Annotated in this window: 17 protein-coding genes, 2 tRNA genes and 1 pseudogene; 2 read left to right on the forward strand and 18 right to left on the reverse strand. The window is 38.2% G+C overall.

The genetic code is table 11. The annotated features are described in order from the left end of the window. Positions 1 to 165 precede the first annotated feature (165 nt). From OSO01_RS01295 to hemA, 6 genes are all read right to left on the reverse strand, one after another. Entirely contained in the window at positions 166 to 429 is a 264-nt protein-coding gene (locus OSO01_RS01295) for a PDZ domain-containing protein (RefSeq protein WP_147207922.1), read from the reverse strand. A 208-nt stretch (positions 430 to 637) separates the two neighbouring features. Continuing rightward, complete coding sequence (hemL, locus tag OSO01_RS01300; RefSeq protein WP_147207923.1) at positions 638 to 1924, reverse strand: glutamate-1-semialdehyde 2,1-aminomutase; 1287 nt, start codon at positions 1922 to 1924, stop codon at positions 638 to 640. Positions 1925 to 1936: 12 nt separating this feature from the next. Continuing rightward, positions 1937 to 2920 carry a porphobilinogen synthase gene (gene hemB / locus OSO01_RS01305; protein WP_147207924.1) on the reverse strand — a complete coding sequence of 328 codons (984 nt, stop codon included), beginning with the start codon at positions 2918 to 2920 and terminating at the stop codon, positions 1937 to 1939. Further along, a complete protein-coding gene (locus OSO01_RS01310; RefSeq protein ID WP_147207925.1) occupies positions 2913 to 3680 on the reverse strand; it encodes a uroporphyrinogen-III synthase in 768 nt (255 codons plus the stop codon). Before OSO01_RS01310 ends, hemB begins: the two co-directional genes overlap by 8 nt. A gap of 2 nt (positions 3681 to 3682) precedes the next feature. Next, positions 3683 to 4609, reverse strand: coding sequence for a hydroxymethylbilane synthase (gene hemC, locus OSO01_RS01315; RefSeq protein ID WP_147207926.1), 927 nt, complete (start codon positions 4607 to 4609; stop codon positions 3683 to 3685). 121 nt (positions 4610 to 4730) lie between these two features. Beyond that, positions 4731 to 6104, reverse strand: coding sequence for a glutamyl-tRNA reductase (gene hemA / locus OSO01_RS01320; protein WP_147207927.1), 1374 nt, complete (start codon positions 6102 to 6104; stop codon positions 4731 to 4733). 312 nt (positions 6105 to 6416) lie between these two features. Here hemA and OSO01_RS01325 point away from each other — a divergent pair, with 312 nt between their 5' ends. Beyond that, positions 6417 to 6896 carry a LiaI-LiaF-like domain-containing protein gene (locus OSO01_RS01325; RefSeq protein WP_147207928.1) on the forward strand — a complete coding sequence of 160 codons (480 nt, stop codon included), beginning with the start codon at positions 6417 to 6419 and terminating at the stop codon, positions 6894 to 6896. A 62-nt stretch (positions 6897 to 6958) separates the two neighbouring features. Here the strand turns inward: OSO01_RS01325 and yihA are convergent, their stop codons facing one another. The 6 genes and pseudogenes from yihA to OSO01_RS01355 form a co-directional block, all read right to left on the reverse strand. Beyond that, positions 6959 to 7540: a ribosome biogenesis GTP-binding protein YihA/YsxC gene (yihA, locus tag OSO01_RS01330; RefSeq protein WP_147207929.1), complete on the reverse strand. Its 582-nt coding sequence runs from the start codon at positions 7538 to 7540 to the stop codon at positions 6959 to 6961. Between the two features lies 1 nt (position 7541). Further along, a complete protein-coding gene (gene lon, locus OSO01_RS01335; RefSeq protein WP_147207930.1) occupies positions 7542 to 9866 on the reverse strand; it encodes an endopeptidase La in 2325 nt (774 codons plus the stop codon). A 230-nt stretch (positions 9867 to 10096) separates the two neighbouring features. Next, on the reverse strand, positions 10097 to 11374 hold the full coding sequence (gene clpX, locus OSO01_RS01340; RefSeq protein ID WP_147207931.1) for an ATP-dependent protease ATP-binding subunit ClpX: 1278 nt from the start codon (positions 11372 to 11374) through the stop codon (positions 10097 to 10099). Beyond that, positions 11374 to 11454 (reverse strand): annotated as a pseudogene (locus OSO01_RS24035) (hypothetical protein); the annotation flags it as partial. The gene clpX and the pseudogene OSO01_RS24035, both read right to left, overlap by 1 nt. Before the next feature lie 401 nt (positions 11455 to 11855). Further along, on the reverse strand, positions 11856 to 13142 hold the full coding sequence (gene tig, locus OSO01_RS01350; protein WP_147207932.1) for a trigger factor: 1287 nt from the start codon (positions 13140 to 13142) through the stop codon (positions 11856 to 11858). Between the two features lie 119 nt (positions 13143 to 13261). Then, positions 13262 to 14236, reverse strand: a complete 975-nt coding sequence (locus OSO01_RS01355; protein ID WP_147207933.1) for a tetratricopeptide repeat protein — start codon at positions 14234 to 14236, stop codon at positions 13262 to 13264. Between the two features lie 791 nt (positions 14237 to 15027). Between OSO01_RS01355 and OSO01_RS01360 the strand changes: the two genes are divergently transcribed. Next, positions 15028 to 15408, forward strand: a complete 381-nt coding sequence (locus tag OSO01_RS01360) for a hypothetical protein (protein WP_147207934.1) — start codon at positions 15028 to 15030, stop codon at positions 15406 to 15408. A gap of 684 nt (positions 15409 to 16092) precedes the next feature. Here the strand turns inward: OSO01_RS01360 and OSO01_RS01365 are convergent. From OSO01_RS01365 to OSO01_RS01390, 6 genes are all read right to left on the reverse strand, one after another. Next, on the reverse strand, positions 16093 to 16335 hold the full coding sequence (locus OSO01_RS01365) for a hypothetical protein (RefSeq protein WP_186813513.1): 243 nt from the start codon (positions 16333 to 16335) through the stop codon (positions 16093 to 16095). A 574-nt stretch (positions 16336 to 16909) separates the two neighbouring features. Continuing rightward, positions 16910 to 17281: a peptidoglycan recognition protein family protein gene (locus OSO01_RS24040; RefSeq protein WP_222595711.1), complete on the reverse strand. Its 372-nt coding sequence runs from the start codon at positions 17279 to 17281 to the stop codon at positions 16910 to 16912. 10 nt (positions 17282 to 17291) lie between these two features. Next, on the reverse strand, positions 17292 to 17567 hold the full coding sequence (locus tag OSO01_RS01375) for a phage holin (protein WP_147207936.1): 276 nt from the start codon (positions 17565 to 17567) through the stop codon (positions 17292 to 17294). 164 nt (positions 17568 to 17731) lie between these two features. Next, positions 17732 to 17805: transfer RNA gene (locus OSO01_RS01380), tRNA-Arg, on the reverse strand. A 4-nt stretch (positions 17806 to 17809) separates the two neighbouring features. Further along, positions 17810 to 17883, reverse strand: a tRNA-Gly gene (locus OSO01_RS01385). Positions 17884 to 18120: 237 nt separating this feature from the next. Further along, a complete protein-coding gene (locus OSO01_RS01390; protein WP_147207937.1) occupies positions 18121 to 18630 on the reverse strand; it encodes a metallophosphoesterase in 510 nt (169 codons plus the stop codon). Positions 18631 to 18633 lie beyond the last annotated feature (3 nt).

The raw sequence follows: 18633 nt of genomic DNA on the forward strand, positions 1-18633 counted from the left end.
AATATGCTAAGGAGGAGAAATGACTCACAGTAAATATTAAAAACCTGTAACTCCAGATACTTTTTTATGTATAGGATTACAGGCTTTTAAATTCCCGTCTTAGATTCAGTTTGAAAACATATATGCAATATTTTATGAAGAGTGAAAAATAACAAACTGCTCTTTTCAATAAGTTTCTGGGTAATTATCTACCATACAATTCACGCTTATCCGTTTATTTTTTCTTAAGATGATAAGATGAACATAAGAATGAACAGCTCTTTTATTTAAAGTTAATTCAAATGCTTCATATCCTGTTATTTTATCTCCATCCATTTCTAAAATAATATCATTTGGCTTTATTTCAGCAGTGTCTGCCGTCGAGCTTTCTTTCACCTGCAAAACCTCTGTACCGATATTTCCTTTTGCGGAAGAATGAACAATACCAATTCATCTCTTCCAAAAAGTTTTCCGTTTATCATTACCCGCTTCATATTCGCTTTTTAAATTTCTCAAAAACTATGTAGTGTCAAATTGCATATTTTTAGGGTATGCGCTGTTCTAGTCGGCTTGCTGCACAATTAAAAAAAAAGAAATCCAAATTCGCATAGAATTTAAATTTCCCTTTTCATTAAAGTTTTATAAAATATTATTTTCTTTACTTTTCAATCTTCGCAAAAGCTGTGTCAATTGCTTCAATTGTCTTTTCAATATCCTCGTCTGAATGTGCAGTAGATAAGAATAATCCCTCAAATTGAGATGGAGGCAGGAATACACCTTCTTCAATCATCGTACGGTAATATTGTGCAAAATAATCTAAATTAGAAGACTGAGCCGTTTCAAAATCAACTACTTCCTGATCAGTAAAGAATACACCGACCATAGAACCAGCACGGTTAATATGAAGCGGGATATTATATTTATCTGCGGCCAGGCGGAAGCCTTCAGCAAGCCGGTCGACTTTCTTGTTAATTTCTTCATAAGAAGCTTCTGTTAAAGCAGCTAAAGACTCATAGCCTGCTGTCATTGCCAACGGATTACCAGATAATGTTCCAGCCTGATAAATTGGACCAGTTGGTGCAATCTGTTCAACAATTTCACGCTTCCCTCCGTAAGCACCTACAGGAAGGCCGCCGCCAATTACTTTACCTAGACAAGTTAAATCCGGTGTTACATCAAAATGTCCTTGTGCACTGTAGTAGCCGACACGAAACCCTGTCATCACCTCATCAAAGATAAGTAGAGAGCCGTTTTCTTTCGTAATTTCGCGTACTCCTTTTAAGAAACCTTCTTTTGGAGGCACAACGCCCATATTTCCACACACAGGCTCCATAATGACTGCTGCAATTTTATCGCCATAATGCTCAAAAGCCAATTTTAAGCTGTCCATATCATTATAAGGAACTGTAATGGTGCTTTTTGCGATATTCGCAGGAACCCCAGGGCTGTCCGGAAGACCAAGAGTTGCGACACCGGAACCAGCTTTAATCAGTAAGGAATCACCATGACCATGATAGCTTCCTTCAAATTTAATAATCAAGTCTCTGTCAGTATAACCGCGTGCCAGACGAATCGCACTCATCGTTGCCTCTGTTCCTGAGTTCACCATCCGCACCATCTCAATGGAAGGGACACGATCAATCACAAGCTTTGCCAGTTTATTTTCCAATAATGAAGGAGCTCCAAAGCTTGTCCCTTTCTCAACAACTTCTTTTAAGCTACCTGTAACACGTTCATCCGCATGACCTAAAATTAACGGCCCCCAGCTTAATACATAATCAATATACGTATTACCATCAATATCCGTAATTTTAGAACCTTTTCCTTTTTCCATAAAGATTGGGTCTAATCCGACAGATTTAAATGCGCGGACTGGAGAATTCACTCCACCAGGCATTAAATCAACGGCTTCTTTATAGGCATCTACTGATCTTGTATTTTCCATGCTCTTCCTCCTTTATTTCTCTTCCTGCAACCATTTTGCCACATCTTTTGCAAAATAGGTAATAATTAAATCCGCACCTGCACGTTTCATAGACAGCAGTGTTTCTGTAACCAGTTTTTTCTCATCAATCCAGCCATTTAAAGCAGCTGCTTTAATCATGGCATACTCTCCACTCACATTATATGCAACGACAGGAACATCAAAATTATCTCTTACCTCACGCATAATATCCATATAAGACAGACTAGGCTTTACAATTAAGAAATCTGCGCCTTCTTTGATATCAGATTTTGCTTCACGGATTGCCTCCAAACGGTTAGCCGGGTTCATCTGGTATGTCTTCCGGTCACCAAACTGCGGCGTGCTGTCTGCAGCGTCACGGAATGGACCATAATAAGCAGATGCATATTTTACTGCATAGGACATAATTGGAATGTGATGAAAGCCTGCTTCATCTAAAGCATGGCGGATTACTGTCACAAAACCATCCATCATGTTGGAAGGTGCAATAATATCAGCCCCTGCTTTCGCTTGAGAAACAGCTGTTTTAGCTAACAATTCCAGAGAAGCATCATTTGACACATCTCCATTTTCAATCACACCGCAATGTCCATGCGACGTATATTCACATAGGCAGGTATCCGCAACAACAAGCATTTCCGGATAGGCTTGTTTCACTATTCTTGTTGCTTCCTGAATAATTCCATGATCATGAAAAGCCTCTGATCCAATTTCATCCTTTTCTTCTACTACGCCAAACAAAATCAATGAACGAATCCCTAATTGATAAGCTTCCTCTACTTCTTCCAATAAATGATCAAAAGAAAGCTGGTAAACGCCAGGCATGGAAGGGACCTCATTCCGGATGTCCTCCCCTTCAATCACAAAAATTGGATAAATAAAATCTGTTACTCTTAAATGTGTTTCTTGAACGAGCGCACGCATCGAAACGGATGAACGCAATCGTCTATGTCTGTCAAATGTGAATTCACTCATGATTTATCTTCCTTTCATTTACTATCTTTGCAATTAAGTCTAACATAGCATCTGTTGTATACGGAGTTGAAGTATACACATCAGGAATCCCTAATTGTTTTGCCTTTTCCTCCGTTGTTTTACCAATGCAAATATACGTTGCTGTATTTGGAATATACTCTGCTAATTGAACAAACGCTTCTACTGTTGATGGGCTTGTAAATGTTATATAGCTGACTGTTGGAAGCTCCCGATTCAGCTTCCGTTTCGATTCTATACAGTATGTTGTCTCATATACTTCCAGCACTTCATAAGTAACCTGTTCTTCTTCCAGTTTTTCCGGAAGCGTAGGCCGGGATAAATTACCTCGAATCAACAGCACCGGTTTATCTGATGTGTAGAACGCAAGAAACTCCTCTGCCATCGCCAGCGCATCATAAGTTGCCGGAATAAAAGAAGCTTCATAGCCATACGTATGCAATGCCTCTTCTGTTTTCTTTCCGACAATCCCTATCTTCACTTCTTCCGGAAGTTTTATATTTTGTTTACGGAGCAATTGAAAAAAACCGTCCACACCGTTTGCGCTTGTTATAAATACCCAGCTAAAGCTGGAAAGCCGCTTCAGTATAGAAATATCCCCAAGGTTCTTCAAAAACTTTATTTCAATCATTGGAGTGATAACAGGACTTCCGCCTAACTTTATGACTTTTTTCGCCATTTCAGCAGCTTTTGTCTCTTCTCTCGTAATTAATATGCGCTCCCCATGAAGCGGCTTCTCCATGATTATTCCATCTCCTCTTTGACCCGCTCCACAATATCTTTGGCTCCCTGTTCAATTAATAACTCTGCTGCCTGCTTACCAACCTGGACAGAGTCATTTCCGCGGACAACCTCTTTCAGGACTGTTTTTCCATCTGGTGTACCCACTAAAGCAGTTAATACAATTTCTTCACCATCTAAATAAGCATACCCGCCGATAGGTACTTGACAGCCGCCTTCTAATAAATGTAAGAAAGTACGTTCAGCTAATACTGTCTTTGCTGTATATTCATCATGAATTTTTAGGACAATTTCTTGTAATTCCAAGTCATCTGCGCGGCTTTCAATAGCCAGTGCTCCCTGCCCTACAGCAGGTACACATATTTCTGGATCTAGGTATTCTGTAATCAGACTCTCACTTAAACCAACACGCTTCAAACCGGATACAGCCAAAATAATAGCGTCATAGTCCTCTTCATTTAATTTACGAATACGCGTTTCCACATTTCCCCGGATCCACTTGATTTCTAAATCAGGTCTGGCCGCAAGAATTTGTGCACCTCTGCGTAAACTGCTTGTCCCGACGATAGAGCCTTTTTTTAGGTCTGCTAATTTCACATTATCTTTTGCGATATAAGCATCACGATGATCTTCTCTGATGGGAATAGAGGAAATTTCTAAACCTTCCGGGAGAGCAGAAGGCATATCCTTCATACTATGGACCGCAAAATCTATCTCTTTGTCAAACATTGCTTTTTCAATTTCTTTCACGAAAAGTCCTTTTCCGCCAACCTTTGATAATGTAACATCAAGGATTTGATCTCCTTTTGTAACAATTTTTTTAATCTCGAATTCATTTTCCACACCAGCTTTTTTCAGCTGATCAATAACCCACTTTGTTTGTGTAATTGCTAAATTACTTTTTCTGGAACCAACAATTATTTTTCGCACGATGTACCCTCCTCGATTCTATGCAGTTTGGCAATTCTTCTACAATAAAAAGCAACCAGAAAGTGATTAAATTACCTTCTGGTTGGATGTGAATGATGTAAGATGGCAGGGTTCCGTCCAATTAAGCAGTAGGTACCCGTTCAACTACTGGAAAAGAGGCAATGTCCTCTTGAGTAAATTTGTTTAATGTATCATTTTTCTTTATTTGTTTCTCAAGTTCCTCTTTTACTTCATTCTCTATTCCAAAAATATCAACAAACAACTGTAAAGCCTCGTTTGCCTGTTCTGTACCGGCCAGCTCTTTTGCTTGCGTAATTGGCTCTTTCAGCAGCTGATTAATAATACTTTTCGTGTGCTTATTAAGTACTTTTTTCTCACGCTCAGTTAAGCTTGGAATTTTCCGCTCTATACTTTTCATTGTTTCAGATTGAATAGATAATGCTTTTTGTCTGAGTGCTGATATAACTGGTATAACACCCAGTGTTTTCATCCATTCTTTAAATTGAACAATTTCTTCTTCAAGGGATAATTCGATTTGCACTGCTGCTGCTTTTCTGGATTCCAAGTGGTCATCTACTATATGCTGCAGGTGATCAATATCATATAAAGCAACATCAGCCATCTCGGCAACCTCCGGATCGATATCCCTTGGAACAGCAATATCAACTAAGAATAATGGATTTTCCTGGCGTTTCTTTTGTGCTTTTTCAATATCTTCTTTTGATAAAACGACAGACTCTGAGCCGGTAGAACTGATTAATATATCAGCAGCTTCTAAAACAGAGGGCAGTTCATTCATTTCTGCTGCATTACCCTGAAATTTTTCAGCCATTAACGCTGCTTTTTCCTTTGTCCGATTAATAACAGTGATTTCTTTTACACCGGCACTTTGAATGTTTTTTGCCGCCAGTTCGCCCATTTTCCCTGCTCCTAAAATAGCAACATGCTTATCACTCAAGTCTCCGAATTTTTCTTTTGCTAATTCAACTGCAGCATAACTGATTGATACAGCGTGTTCGCCGATACCGGTCTCTTTATGCATTCGTTTACCGAATGTAATGGCTTGTTTGAACAACTCATTAAAAATAGTACCTGTTGTATTTGCCAGCTGTCCTTTTGAAAAGGCCTGTTTCAACTGACCAAGAATCTGTGTTTCTCCAAGCACCATGGAATCAAGTCCGGTTGTCACCCGGAATAAATGCTCAATTGCACCGTCATCCTCTGTAATTTGCAGATAAGTTGAAAATGTTTCTTTTTCCTCCTTAAACCAATCTGCTAAAAATTGCTTAATATAATATCTTCCGGTATGAAGCTGGTCGACAACTGCATACACTTCTGTCCGATTGCATGTTGAAACAATTACATCTTCAAGAATACTTTTCTGATTCTTTAATGCAATCATTGCTTCTGCTAATTTTTCTTCATTAAATGTGAACTTTTCCCTAATTTCTACAGGGGTTGTTTTGTAATTAAAACCAACCTTTAAAATATGCACAGTACTACCCCCACTATGATAAAATGATTCATACTTTTTACTATTATTATCTAATAATCATTATAACATGTAATGAAATGCTTTTCGTGCTAAAATGTGAACAGAATCTGAAACAATTTCTATGTATGTAAGTTAATGATATGTAGGATAACACGATTCAGTCCAAGTAAAAAACGTCCGTTACAACAACTCATTCCGACTGTAATGTAACATAACTGGCTTTTTATAGCAAGGGACACGCTTTATTTACATGCTGGTTAATTAGAATTTTTATAGAGTACAGCAAGACAAGAAACAAGGGGGAACTTCTTAATGAAAAGAAAGCATTCATTGCTTGCTTATTTATGTATTGGAGTGGGTATTTTTCTTCTGCTCCGGGAACTTCGGATTCCATTTTTTGTTGACTTTTATTCGTGGCAATCTTTATTAATCGTAATTGGCCTTGGTGTTATTATTCACAGCTATACAACCAGAACATATCAGAATTTATTTATAGGTACATTATTATTCGGGGTTGGAATTCATCTGCACGGGATAAAGCATTATTCTTTTTGGGTAGACGATTGGTCTGTTTATTTAATTATTATCGGACTCGCCTTTATCATTCGTTATACTAAAACGAAAAAAGGCTTTTTCTCAGGTGTTTTCTTTATCCTGACAGGTTTGCTGTTTCTTTTTGCTGAACAGCTTTCTATTTATACAAGCTGGCTAGAGCCCATCATTTTATTATTAGAACGCTTTTGGCCAGTTCTGCTTATTCTATTAGGTATTATTATGCTGAAACGTAAATAAAGGATACGGCCAGAAGCTTTTGCTTCTGATAACCGTATCCTTTATTTTTATCCATTATCCATTTACATAAAAGATCTGATAGCGCTCCAAACGTCATCTTTGCCTTCTGATGTTTCTGCTGAAAACGGAATAAAAATATCCTCTGGATCCATCTCAAGAACTTTTTTGGAACGTTTAATATGTTTATACCGTCTTGTCTTTGGAATTTTATCCAGCTTTGTTCCAATTACAATAACAGGGATCCCAAAATATTTCAGATAATCATACATCTGAATATCATCCTCTGTCGGCTCATGGCGCAAATCTGTAATCAGAATAACCGCCCGGAGCGTTTCTCTGTTTTTAAAATATTCTTCCATCATGCCGCCCCATTTTGCACGTTCCTTCTTGGACACCTGTGCGTAACCATAGCCTGGAACATCTACAAAATAAATGGACTCATTAATCAGATAGAAATTTAATGTTTGTGTTTTGCCGGGTTTGGAAGAAGTTCTTGCTAAATTTTTTCGGTTAATTAGCCGGTTAATTAAGGAAGACTTCCCAACATTGGATCGCCCTGCAAGTGCAAATTCTGGATACTGCTCCTGTGGATATTGTTTCTCACTGACTGCACTGATAACGATCTCTGCTTGATTAACCTTCATATTACTCTTCCTCCTTTACCAATGCAATTTCTAATACTTCATCTAAGTGTTTCACTGGTATAAATTCCAGCCCTTCGCGAACACTTTCCGGAATATTTTCTATATCCTTTTCATTATCCTCAGGTAAAATAATCGTTCTCAGCCCCGCCCTGTGCGCACTTAATGCTTTTTCTTTTAGTCCGCCAATAGGCAAAACGCGCCCCCGAAGTGTGATTTCACCAGTCATTCCTACCTCTCTCCGGATAGCACGTCCTGTCAGCGAGGATACAAGTGCTGTTGCAATGGTGATTCCCGCTGAAGGACCATCTTTCGGTGTCGCTCCGGCAGGAACATGGATATGAATATCATATTTTTCATAGAAGTCGGAATCAATATTCAACTGTTCTGCACGAGACCTTACATAACTGAAAGCAGCCTGAGCAGATTCCTGCATAACGCCTCCAAGTTTACCCGTAAGCTTTAAATTACCTTTCCCTGGATAGTGTGTCACTTCAATCGATAAAATATCTCCACCGGCTGTTGTATATGCAAGCCCCGTTGCAGCACCAATTTGGTTTTCTTCTTCAATCAATCCATATCGATATACTGGCTTACCTAAATATTCTTCAACAATACGTTCGGTTACAATAATCCGATCCTTATTTTCATCTGAGACGAGTTCTTTTGCTGCTTTACGGCATAACGTCGCAAGCTGTCTTTCCAGACCGCGGACACCGGCTTCCCTGGTATATCTACGGATTAATTTCATGATAGCAGACTCACGAATTTGAATTTTACTCTTTGTCAGTCCGTTTTCTTTAATTTGTTTCGGCAGGAGATGGCGTTTTGCGATATGCAGCTTTTCAACCTCTGTATAGCCCGGGATAGATATTAATTCCATCCGGTCAAGCAACGGTTCTGGAATACTGTTTATATTATTTGCTGTAGCAATAAACAATACATTGGATAAATCATAGGTTTCTTCAATATAGTGATCACTGAAGTTATGATTTTGCTCCGGATCCAGAACCTCCAGCATTGCTGAAGATGGATCACCACGAAAATCATTTGACATTTTCTCAATTTCATCTAATAAAAATACTGGATTGACCGTTCCAGCCCGCCTCATTCCTTGCATAATTCTTCCCGGCATTGCTCCAATATAGGTGCGGCGATGGCCGCGTATTTCTGCTTCATCCCGAACTCCGCCTAAAGAAATGCGAACAAAATTCCGGTCAATGGCATTAGCGATTGATTTTGCTAAAGAGGTCTTCCCGACTCCTGGAGGACCAACTAAACAAAGAATAGGTCCTTTTATTGTGTTGGTAAGCTTTTGAACCGCCAAATATTCTAAAATTCGTTCCTTTACTTTTTCTAAACCATAGTGGTCAGCATTTAATACCTTTTCAGCCTTTTTCATTTGAATATTATCTTTTGTTTTAGTTTGCCACGGGAGAGCAACAAGCCATTCAATATAGTTTCGGATCACAGAGCTTTCTGCGGATGATTGCGGTACTCTTTCATACCGGCCGAGCTCTTTCATCGCAACACTGGTAATGTTTTCAGGCATATCGGATTGTTCAATTTTTGTCCGAAGCTGCTCTAAATCACCAGATTTGCCGTCACGGTCTCCCAGTTCTTTCTGGATAACTTTTAATTGCTCCCTTAAGTAATATTCTTTTTGGGTCTTTTCCATCGATGTTTTAATCTTTTGTCCGATTCTCTTCTCAATGGATAAAATTTTTCGCTCATCAGCAATAATATCTAAGAGTTTATGTATTCTCTCCATCACATCAAAAGCTTCTAGTATCTCCTGCTTATCATTTAGCTTCAAAGAAAGATGTGAAGTAATCATATCTGCTAAACGGCCGGGATTATCAATATCGCCGACTGTTTCAAATGTCTCTTCTGTTAATTTACGGGAAACTTTTATGTATTGCTGGAATTGCTCAAGTAATGTACGCATTAAAGCTTCTGTTTCAAATGCATTTCCTACAATATCTTCCTTTTCCTCTACCTCTACGATAAAGTTTTCTTCTTCCTCCAGGTAACGGACAATTCCAGCCCGGTAAAACCCTTCAACGAGTACTCTCTGTGTCCCATTTGGAAGCTTGGTAATCTGTTTAATCTTTGCCACTGTCCCAACATTGTATATATCTGCAGGATTAGGATCATCTGAATTCATTTTCTTTTGTGAAGCTAAAAATATGTACTGATCAGCCAACATAGCCTGTTCTAAAGAAGCAATAGACTTATCTCTGCCAACATCAAGGTGCAACACCATCGACGGAAATACGATTAATCCTCGTAAAGGCAACAGCGGCATCTTCAAATAGTTTGCTGTCATACATTCACCCCCTATGTTCTTTTATTATTTATTTTTCTTTGTAAGGCTCTTTCTCAGTGTAAAAAAAAATCATCTAAATGTAAACACCGTTATACTTTCTTTTAGTATAAACAGTTATACAAGTATCTATGATTATTACACTAATTTAATAATAAGAAAAGTTTTTTACTATAAGAAAGAGTAAAAAATGCAGATTCTCCTCAGAATCTGCATTTTTTATTTAACTATGCTTATGCACTTTCTTTTGGAAACTTTTCATTTCCTTCCTGAATCGTTCCATCACGGAAAATAAGTTTTGGTGTGCCATTTTCCTGAATAACAGTATCCTTTGTAATCACACACTTTTCTACGTCTTCTCTTGAAGGAAGATCAAACATGACATCTACAATGATTCCTTCAATGATAGAACGAAGTCCACGTGCACCTGTTTTCCGTTCAATAGCCTTCTTCGCAATCTCTTCCAGCGCATCCTGCTCAAACTCAAGCTCTACATTATCAATTTCAAATAACTTTTGATACTGCTTGACCAAGGCATTCTTTGGTTTCGTCAGAATTTCGATTAGTGCATCCTCATCCAGCGGAGTAAGACTGCCGATTACTGGTATACGTCCGATAAACTCTGGAATAAGTCCATAGCGCAATAAATCCTCCGGAAGGACTTTAGACAGCAATTGTGCTGTATCTAACTCTTCCTGTTCTTCATTTGCACCAAAACCGATAACCTTTTTACCGATACGGCGTTTAATCACCTGATCAATTCCGTCAAATGCACCACCGACGATAAATAGAATATTCGTTGTATCAATTTGAATAAATTCCTGATGCGGATGTTTTCGTCCGCCTTGAGGTGGAACACTTGCTACTGTTCCTTCAAGAATTTTTAAAAGGGCCTGCTGTACACCTTCCCCAGAAACATCTCTGGTAATAGAGGGATTTTCAGATTTTCTGGCTACCTTATCAATTTCGTCAATATAGATAATCCCTTTTTCTGCTTTTTCTACATCATAGTCTGCAGATTGAATCAGCTTAAGAAGAATATTTTCTACATCTTCCCCTACATACCCAGCTTCTGTTAATGATGTTGCATCTGCCATCGCGAAAGGTACATTAATAATTCTTGCTAATGTTTGAGCCAGTAATGTTTTACCGCTACCAGTCGGTCCAATCATCGCAATATTACTTTTAGAAATTTCCACATCGCCGCTATTCATACCTGAGTTAACACGTTTGTAGTGATTATATACTGCAACAGAAAGGTTTCTTTTTGCCTTATCCTGTCCAATTACATAATCATCAAGCGTGTCACAAATTTCTTTCGGCTTTGGAATTTCATTCATTTCCATGCCTTCTTCTGTACCTAGCTCTTCCTCAACAATTTCTGTGCACAGTTCAATACATTCATCACATATATAAACGCCAGGACCAGCTACCAGTTTTCGCACCTGCTCTTGACTTTTGCCACAAAAAGAACATTTTAATTGTCCTTTTTCTTCATTGAATTTAAACATTACTTTTCGCCGCCTTCCTCAACAATCTCCAAGACTTTCTCATCACATTCATTACATATATAAACGTTTGGGCCAGCTACTAACTTTTGAACTTTTTATCGGCTCTTCCCACAAAAGGGCAATTTGGGCTGTCGTTTCTTATCTTTCGACTATAACCAATTCCATTGCCTTTGCATGTGCTGTTACAGATTAGCAGTCAGCTTTATAATTTATCATATCAGATACATATAGAAATACAAAATAATATACTTTTTGTATTTGCCATAAACAATTGTATGATAAGTCTGTCATTCCAGTATGCCTCAATTCTTTTAAATGTCAACTATTTGCAATTCCATTTGTATAGTATGCTTTTCCAAGCAAGAAAAATGCAGTTTTGACAAAAAAATTGTTTTTTCGACTGCGTCCTAATTAACAGGAAAGACAAGGCACGTATTTAGGCGCACCTTGTCTTTTGTATCCTCTTTTTTTATTTAACACTTTATTTTGTTTTGCTGTTTTCTGCTAAGAAGTCAATTGCCGCACGCATTTTCAAATCATTTTCCAACGTTTCTGTTGAACCGCCAAGCATTTGAACAAGCTGCTCTTTTTCAACTCCATACATAGAACCCATTTTCTCAAGTTCCGCATCAATATCTTCTTCAGAAGCTTTAAGATCTTCTGCTTCTGCGATTGCTTCTAAAGTAAGATTTGTTTTAACGCGTTTTTCGGCATCAGCACGCATTTGTTCTTTTAGTGCATCCTCATCTTGCCCTGAAAATTGGCTGTACATTTCTAAAGTCATACCTTGCATTTGAAGCTGCTGTTCGAATTCACGAACCATTTGATTTACTTCTGTATCTACCATAGCTTCAGGAACTTCTACTTCAATATTGTCTGAAGCTTGTTGAAGCAGCTCTTCACGTTTTTCATTTTCAGCCTGCTGCTTTTTGTTTGTTTCGAGCTCTTCACGTTTTTTTGCTTTTAATTCATCAAGTGTTTCCACATCTTCATCTACATCTTTTGCAAATTCATCGTCAAGCTCTGGCAATTCTTTTGCTTTTACTTCATGAATTTTCACTTTGAATACTGCTTCTTGACCAGCTAAATCTTCTGCATGGTATTCTTCAGGGAAAGTTACTTTTACTTCTGTTTCATCGCCTGCTTTTTTGCCAATTAATTGCTCTTCAAATCCAGGGATAAATTGACCTGAACCAATTTCAAGTGAATGATTTTCACCTTGTCCGCCTTCAAAAGCTTCTCCGTCTTTAAAGCCTTCAAAATCAATTACTGCTGTATCACCGTTTTCAATTGCACTATCTTCTTTCACAACTAATTCTGCATGACGTTCACGAAGATTTTCAATTTCCTGCTCAACATCTTCATCTGTTACTTCTACAGATTTTTCTTCTACTTCTAATCCTTTGTATTCACCAAGCTTCACTTCCGGTTTCACTTCTACTTCAGCAGTGAAAACAAGCGGCTGTCCTTTTTCAATTTGGTCAATATCAATAGATGGTTGTGCAATTGGGAAAATCTCAGCTTCATCAACTGCTTTAGAATAAGCACCTGGAAGTACAATATCTACGGCATCTTGATATAGAGATTCTACACCAAAGCGTTTTTCGAAAATACCGCGGGGAATTTTCCCTTTACGGAATCCTGGAACTTGTACATCCTTTGATACTTTTTTAAATGCTTGATCTAACGCCTGGTCAAATTCTTCAGACGAAACTTCAAACGTTAATACACCTTTGTTACCTTCTTGTTTTTCCCATTTTGTTGTCATTATTATTCCCTCCAAAATCAAATCTATCATTGCATTTCATTATTCATTTGATCAATAGTTTTTTCCTAATTTACAACCACCTCATTATAACATATATCTTATGTGTTTCAAGCATTTTACTACTCTTCAATAATACTTAGATAAAGGGAATTACAAATTTTTATAGATTCTATCCATGATTGGGCAGCTGTGTCCAGTTCCTCCAGCCGGGTATCTGCCTGTAAATAATCGTTCCCAAGTGTATGAATCGCCTCCGTAATAGAAGCCACATCATTTTCTGAAGGTATGAATGGATAGGTTACATAAAAGTAGCGGTATATGAGCTGCTGAAGTAAATTGAATAAAGTAGGATTATCTACCGTCCGATTTTCTAATTCTCTCATTATAGCTATGTAGCTGTTCTCCTCAGAGATTTGAATCAGTTTAGATGGCTGAACCATCATCTTTGTATCAAACTTATGTATATGAACTGACTTCTCTATACCAGCTTCTCTGAACCATTCTAATAGTGCCGTTTTTATAACAGGATGAACTTGTTCGTTTTCAAGCAGCTGAATAATATCTTCTTTTGGATCAGCATGTATTCGCCGAAGCTGTTCAATAAGGTTCCATTGTTTCAAAAAATCATTTCCGTTTACAGCTTCCTTAAGCTCTTCTATAAAACCAGGGCTATTATCTTCATCAATTCCAATCTTCATGTTCTCGCTCATTTCATACAGCTGCTGAAAAGGCTCCTGAAGCATATCAGGAATCATATCGTATTCAAATTCTACCTCCAGCAAATCCATCAAGTGTTGATACTGACTTGTTTGAAAGAGGATGGTTAAATAAATATGGAAGTAATGATAATAATGTGCATCCTTATTTGCCAATAATTCTTCACTGAGCCGTTCAGCTTCTTTATAACTTCCCAGTTCCATCAGGCACATTAACTTACCAATATATATTTCGTGACTTCCTTCATGATATTCAATGAGGCAATTTAATTTCTCGAGTGCCTCTTTATATTTCTTTTTTCTTAAAGCATCTAGTCCTTCTTCTTCCAGCTGCTTTTTTGTGTTTGGAAATAAGATTACCTTTGTACTATCTTTCATTTGTTCACCTCTATTCTGGATTACCAAAAAATGTTCATCAAATCTGTTATTCCCTTATACAGTAAAATTTAAACCGTTTATTGGGACTGTATAAGCTGAAATAAAGATTTTAGCTTCCAGCATTTATCCTGAGAATACTTCATGCTTTTACGGGAATCTCCATGCATTCTCTTTGAAATTGATATAAGGATTATTCATCCTATCGAAAGCTTCTGTCAGTAACAATAATTAATCATATAATAAATGATTTAATCTGTGAAATCTAAAAGAGATTCAAGTATTCAGCTCATAGATTGGTTTATACTTATTCATACCTCATCCTAATACAATGTTACCTTTAAAAAGCCCAAGGGTCTATATTAATTTGAAAATGACATATAAAACGACAGACCATTTAATAAGCTCCTTTGCTCTTCTTCTACACAAAATAACGAATGCGTACTAACATCATCGTATGCCGGAAGAACAATAATATTGGAGACAAATAAACCTGCTGCAATTCAACACCAAGCTTGTTTCAAAATATACTTTAGTAATATAATATAACGAAATTAAACAACTCGTACAAGCAGTATCATTTTTAATACGGGATGTTCCCGAGTTTCTTCCTATAAGAGTACACGCTTAAAATCCGATATAATTCTCCGTCATAAAGTAATACTGATTCGGTCGTTACCTCAAGCGCTGATTCCGCGAATGCTGCGGAGGTTGAGAAAGAAACCGAAGATGCAGAAAACCTTCCTATTGCCTAATCTATAGTCGAGAATGATAGTTACGTAGAAGCTGCGGAGTTGTCCGACGATGGAATACTTACGATACTTCTTAAAGCAAGTAGTTCACTTGGACCGAAATCTGTAGCAAGCACGCATATTTATTGGTCGTTTGAAGCGATGAATGAGACGTTTAAAGACAATTCTGTGAAAGAGGTTGACTTAGTTATTCAAGCATTACTGATCGACAATAAAGGTAATGAAGAATACGAAAACGTGATAACATACGCTTACACAAGGGATGATTTTAACGAACTAAATTACGATAATTTTCTAAACCTTGTTTCCGGACAAGAGTGGAGAATATTAAATGAATCTTACGCTTATTTTATGCATCCGGCAGTTTTAACGAAATCGACGAAGATTATCAAAACAGCTTATCTCACGGAAAATCTAAAATAAAGCCAGTCGAATAATACGCAGTACCGAGCGCCGCTCTTAACGGATTGGCGTTTTTTTCGGAATATATTGCCAGCAGAGTCTCATTGTTAATTTCGGATGAATTACATATACTAATCACACGAACAAACATTCCGTTCAGAAAGGGATGTCGAATATGGAATCGTATAATATCACGAACTTTATACCGGAATAAATTGGATATAAAGACCGAAGCATCCTTAAGTAACAAGGTATGATTCTCGCCAACCAAACGGACGCCTTATAGAGGATAGATAGCCAGATTACAGAAATCGAAGGAAAAGAAGAAATGCCGGAGATAGAAATAGCGAAAGTGTTACATCACGCTTACCTATCGAAATCCTCTCTCTTACTTCAAGCGAACATTATGCGAAATGGCAGCTATTATAAAGACATCAAATGTCAGGTCGTTGGATACAACGGAGGCGTATATTTTTACGCCTAAAGGGCGGAAGAAAAAACAGGTTGTATGCTCGAAGAAATCCGAAATGTAGAATTCATGGAACCGTTAGCAGGGTACGATAAACAACATAACAATGTATGTAAAGCCCCTCACTCTTTATGAGGGGCTACTTACCTGAATGATTTAGAGTGAAAAAAAGAATTTAATGAACTCATAGCTCTATTAAGGAGGGAGTCCGACACGGACTTAATACAGCTAATTAATTAAAACTCTTCCTTCCCGGCACTAACATTTCTTTTAGTAATACCTGTTACAGCAGTGACAGAATCTTTTTTTACATCGCTTACCATAATAGCAATTTTCTTGATACCTATCATAGCCTTTGTTATCGTAACGATTGTTTTTTCGACATCTATCATGGTCTCGGTTATCATAGTAATCATTTCTCCAACACCAATCATGATGGCGCACTTTCTTCTTGTGACAGCGACATTTACAATGGTCATCGTGTTTCTTTTTACATGGATCATCATAATAACACATAGCTTTATCACTCCTTTCGTATTCAACATACGCAAATTCGGAAAAGGAGATTGGACAAAGCTAATAGTAGATAACACATTTTTGTTAAAATGTGCCAGCATTTAATCTGCGTTGCAGCTCTTAACCACTGCAGATGGTCGACTTAACTTTCCGTCTTGTGGAGTACCGAAATATTTTTGCGTCGCTCCAATTGTTCCCGGACCGAGTTTTCCGTCTGCGACTGCGCCTAGCTTTTTCTGTAGCGCTGCAATGACGTTACTTCCTCCACTGCCGAATTGTACCGTTATGCCGTAAAGGGACTGCGGTACAGAGTTCCAAGGTTACTTGCTGATAAAGCCCCGTCCTGTGGTATACCTAACGCCTTTTGTAGCGCAAGAGTAGTCGAGAATTACCCCACTTGCCATCTACGGTAAGATTAGCTCCGCTTGAACCGGAGGAGGGTTTCGAAGGGGTTCCAGAGGAAGAGCTTCCACTTAATTAGTTGCGTACTGTGTTCATGTTAATTCCGGGGCATAACGTACCAACTCCCGAAACTTCTCAGTGCCCTAACACATCGGACACTTTTAGCACGAATCTCTTTAGGTTATACTTTGCGCGCTCTTCAAACGACCTTTCTTGCGCAGCAGTGAACGACCCGTTACCGACTACGCAAATATGATACGAGGTCTGATTGTGACCGCATACTCCGTTTGTTACTACATTGCTGTCATAGCAGAGTTGAACCGTTCCGTCACGTAAAATAATTTTGTGGTAACCGGCTGTCTTCCATCCTAATGAGCGCCAATGATTCTGAAATGAATTGACATTTCCGGACGTAGTAGCGGAATGATGTCGGGCAATCTTCGTTATCTTTGACTGCTTATCCCCGCCACCCATTACTTTACCACGTAAATCTGTCACTTTCTCCATTATTTATCTACTACCTTTCGTAAGTTTTTTTCCCTTTCTTCGCCTGCTTTTTCGCCTTCATGTCTTTATCGGCCTGCTTCGCTTCTTCGGTCAGCGAGTTATTTTTCCAGTAAGCTGCGTCCATCGCTACAAAGTTAAAAACGACTGTTAGAAACGTCTCTACGTCATTCTCCGTAAAAGGCAGTACGTCATATCCCGCTAACTGCAAAGCGCTATTTAATAACACTAATACTATGAGCGCGCCCCTTTCTCCGATATACGGACGATTATTTATAGCTTTGCGCATAAAAATACCTCCATGTTTCGGACGAATACGTCCAATGCACGGAGGTTTCTTAGTCTCACAACCTAACGTTAAATAGCGTAGGTTCGAGCGTTATTTGCCTACGAGGCACATTCTTCGATACACTCTTCGAATGGCTTATCGTATAGGCTTTCGAGTTTAATTTACGTCCCAGGCAGGATTCGAACCTGCGACCCACAGCTTAGAAGGCTGTTGCTCTATCCAGCTGAGCTACTGGGACATTCTGGAGCGGGTGAAGGGAATCGAACCCTCATCATCAGCTTGGAAGGCTGAGGTTTTACCACTAAACTACACCCGCAACTACTGTATTTCTCGCATTTCTTATGTATGCCGTTTTTAACGGACAAGTAATATTATATGTTGGATAGAAGTTTTTGTCAACAGATTTTTAAACATTATTTTCATTCTTTATAATATAGCTTAAAAACCCTTGATACAAAAGGAAAAACACGTTAGATACAACGTTGATTTAAAGAAGAAAAGCAGTTCATATCTTCTTTTCAACAGAAGAATGAACTGCTTTTCTAATCTGATTCTACAAAGAAGTTTGGTAAGTCATATCTTTTACCTTTCCATCTTTTAAAGTGTAAAAGTCGACTTGTACTTGGTCAGTATTTTCCCAGCTTAGAATAGCATATGTTTTTTCAACACGATTCCTGGGCATACGGATGCTGCCTGGATTGATAAATAATTGATTCCCTATTTTTTCAGCACCAGCAATATGTGTATGTCCAAAGCATACAACATTTGCTCGATGTTCTTCCGCTGCATAAGACAGGTTTGTTAAATTTCCTTTTACCTGATGGAGGTGACCATGAGTTACAAAGAAGCGAATACCATTTAAGTCCAGTACTTCCTGATCTGGGTATAGCGAATCAAAATCACAATTTCCGCCAACTTTATAAAAAGGACTTAACTCAGCAGCATCAAAATCCAGCTCTGAATCCCCACAATGGATGTATAAGTCCACAGTATGTTTTTCCTTCATTTCTTCCAGTTCTTTTGTCAGCCCATGACTGTCACTTGTAATTAGAACGCTTGTCATCAT

Source organism: Oceanobacillus sojae (genome assembly GCF_007991515.1).
GTDB classification, from domain to species: domain Bacteria; phylum Bacillota; class Bacilli; order Bacillales; family Amphibacillaceae; genus Oceanobacillus; species Oceanobacillus sojae.

Coding starts and splice junctions, on each gene's coding strand:
- hemL (WP_147207923.1), bottom strand. CDS start 1,924: ATGGAAAATACAAGATCAGTAGATGCCTATAAAGAAGCCGTTGATTTA.
- tig (WP_147207932.1), bottom strand. CDS start 13,142: ATGACAACAAAATGGGAAAAACAAGAAGGTAACAAAGGTGTATTAACG.
- OSO01_RS01390 (WP_147207937.1), bottom strand. CDS start 18,630: ATGACAAGCGTTCTAATTACAAGTGACAGTCATGGGCTGACAAAAGAA.
- yihA (WP_147207929.1), bottom strand. CDS start 7,540: ATGAAGGTTAATCAAGCAGAGATCGTTATCAGTGCAGTCAGTGAGAAA.
- OSO01_RS24040 (WP_222595711.1), bottom strand. CDS start 17,281: ATGGAGAAAGTGACAGATTTACGTGGTAAAGTAATGGGTGGCGGGGAT.
- OSO01_RS01310 (WP_147207925.1), bottom strand. CDS start 3,680: ATGGAGAAGCCGCTTCATGGGGAGCGCATATTAATTACGAGAGAAGAG.
- OSO01_RS01375 (WP_147207936.1), bottom strand. CDS start 17,567: ATGCGCAAAGCTATAAATAATCGTCCGTATATCGGAGAAAGGGGCGCG.
- OSO01_RS01355 (WP_147207933.1), bottom strand. CDS start 14,236: ATGAAAGATAGTACAAAGGTAATCTTATTTCCAAACACAAAAAAGCAG.
- OSO01_RS01325 (WP_147207928.1), top strand. CDS start 6,417: ATGAAAAGAAAGCATTCATTGCTTGCTTATTTATGTATTGGAGTGGGT.
- hemB (WP_147207924.1), bottom strand. CDS start 2,920: ATGAGTGAATTCACATTTGACAGACATAGACGATTGCGTTCATCCGTT.
- OSO01_RS01365 (WP_186813513.1), bottom strand. CDS start 16,335: ATGACCATTGTAAATGTCGCTGTCACAAGAAGAAAGTGCGCCATCATG.
- lon (WP_147207930.1), bottom strand. CDS start 9,866: ATGACAGCAAACTATTTGAAGATGCCGCTGTTGCCTTTACGAGGATTA.
- clpX (WP_147207931.1), bottom strand. CDS start 11,374: ATGTTTAAATTCAATGAAGAAAAAGGACAATTAAAATGTTCTTTTTGT.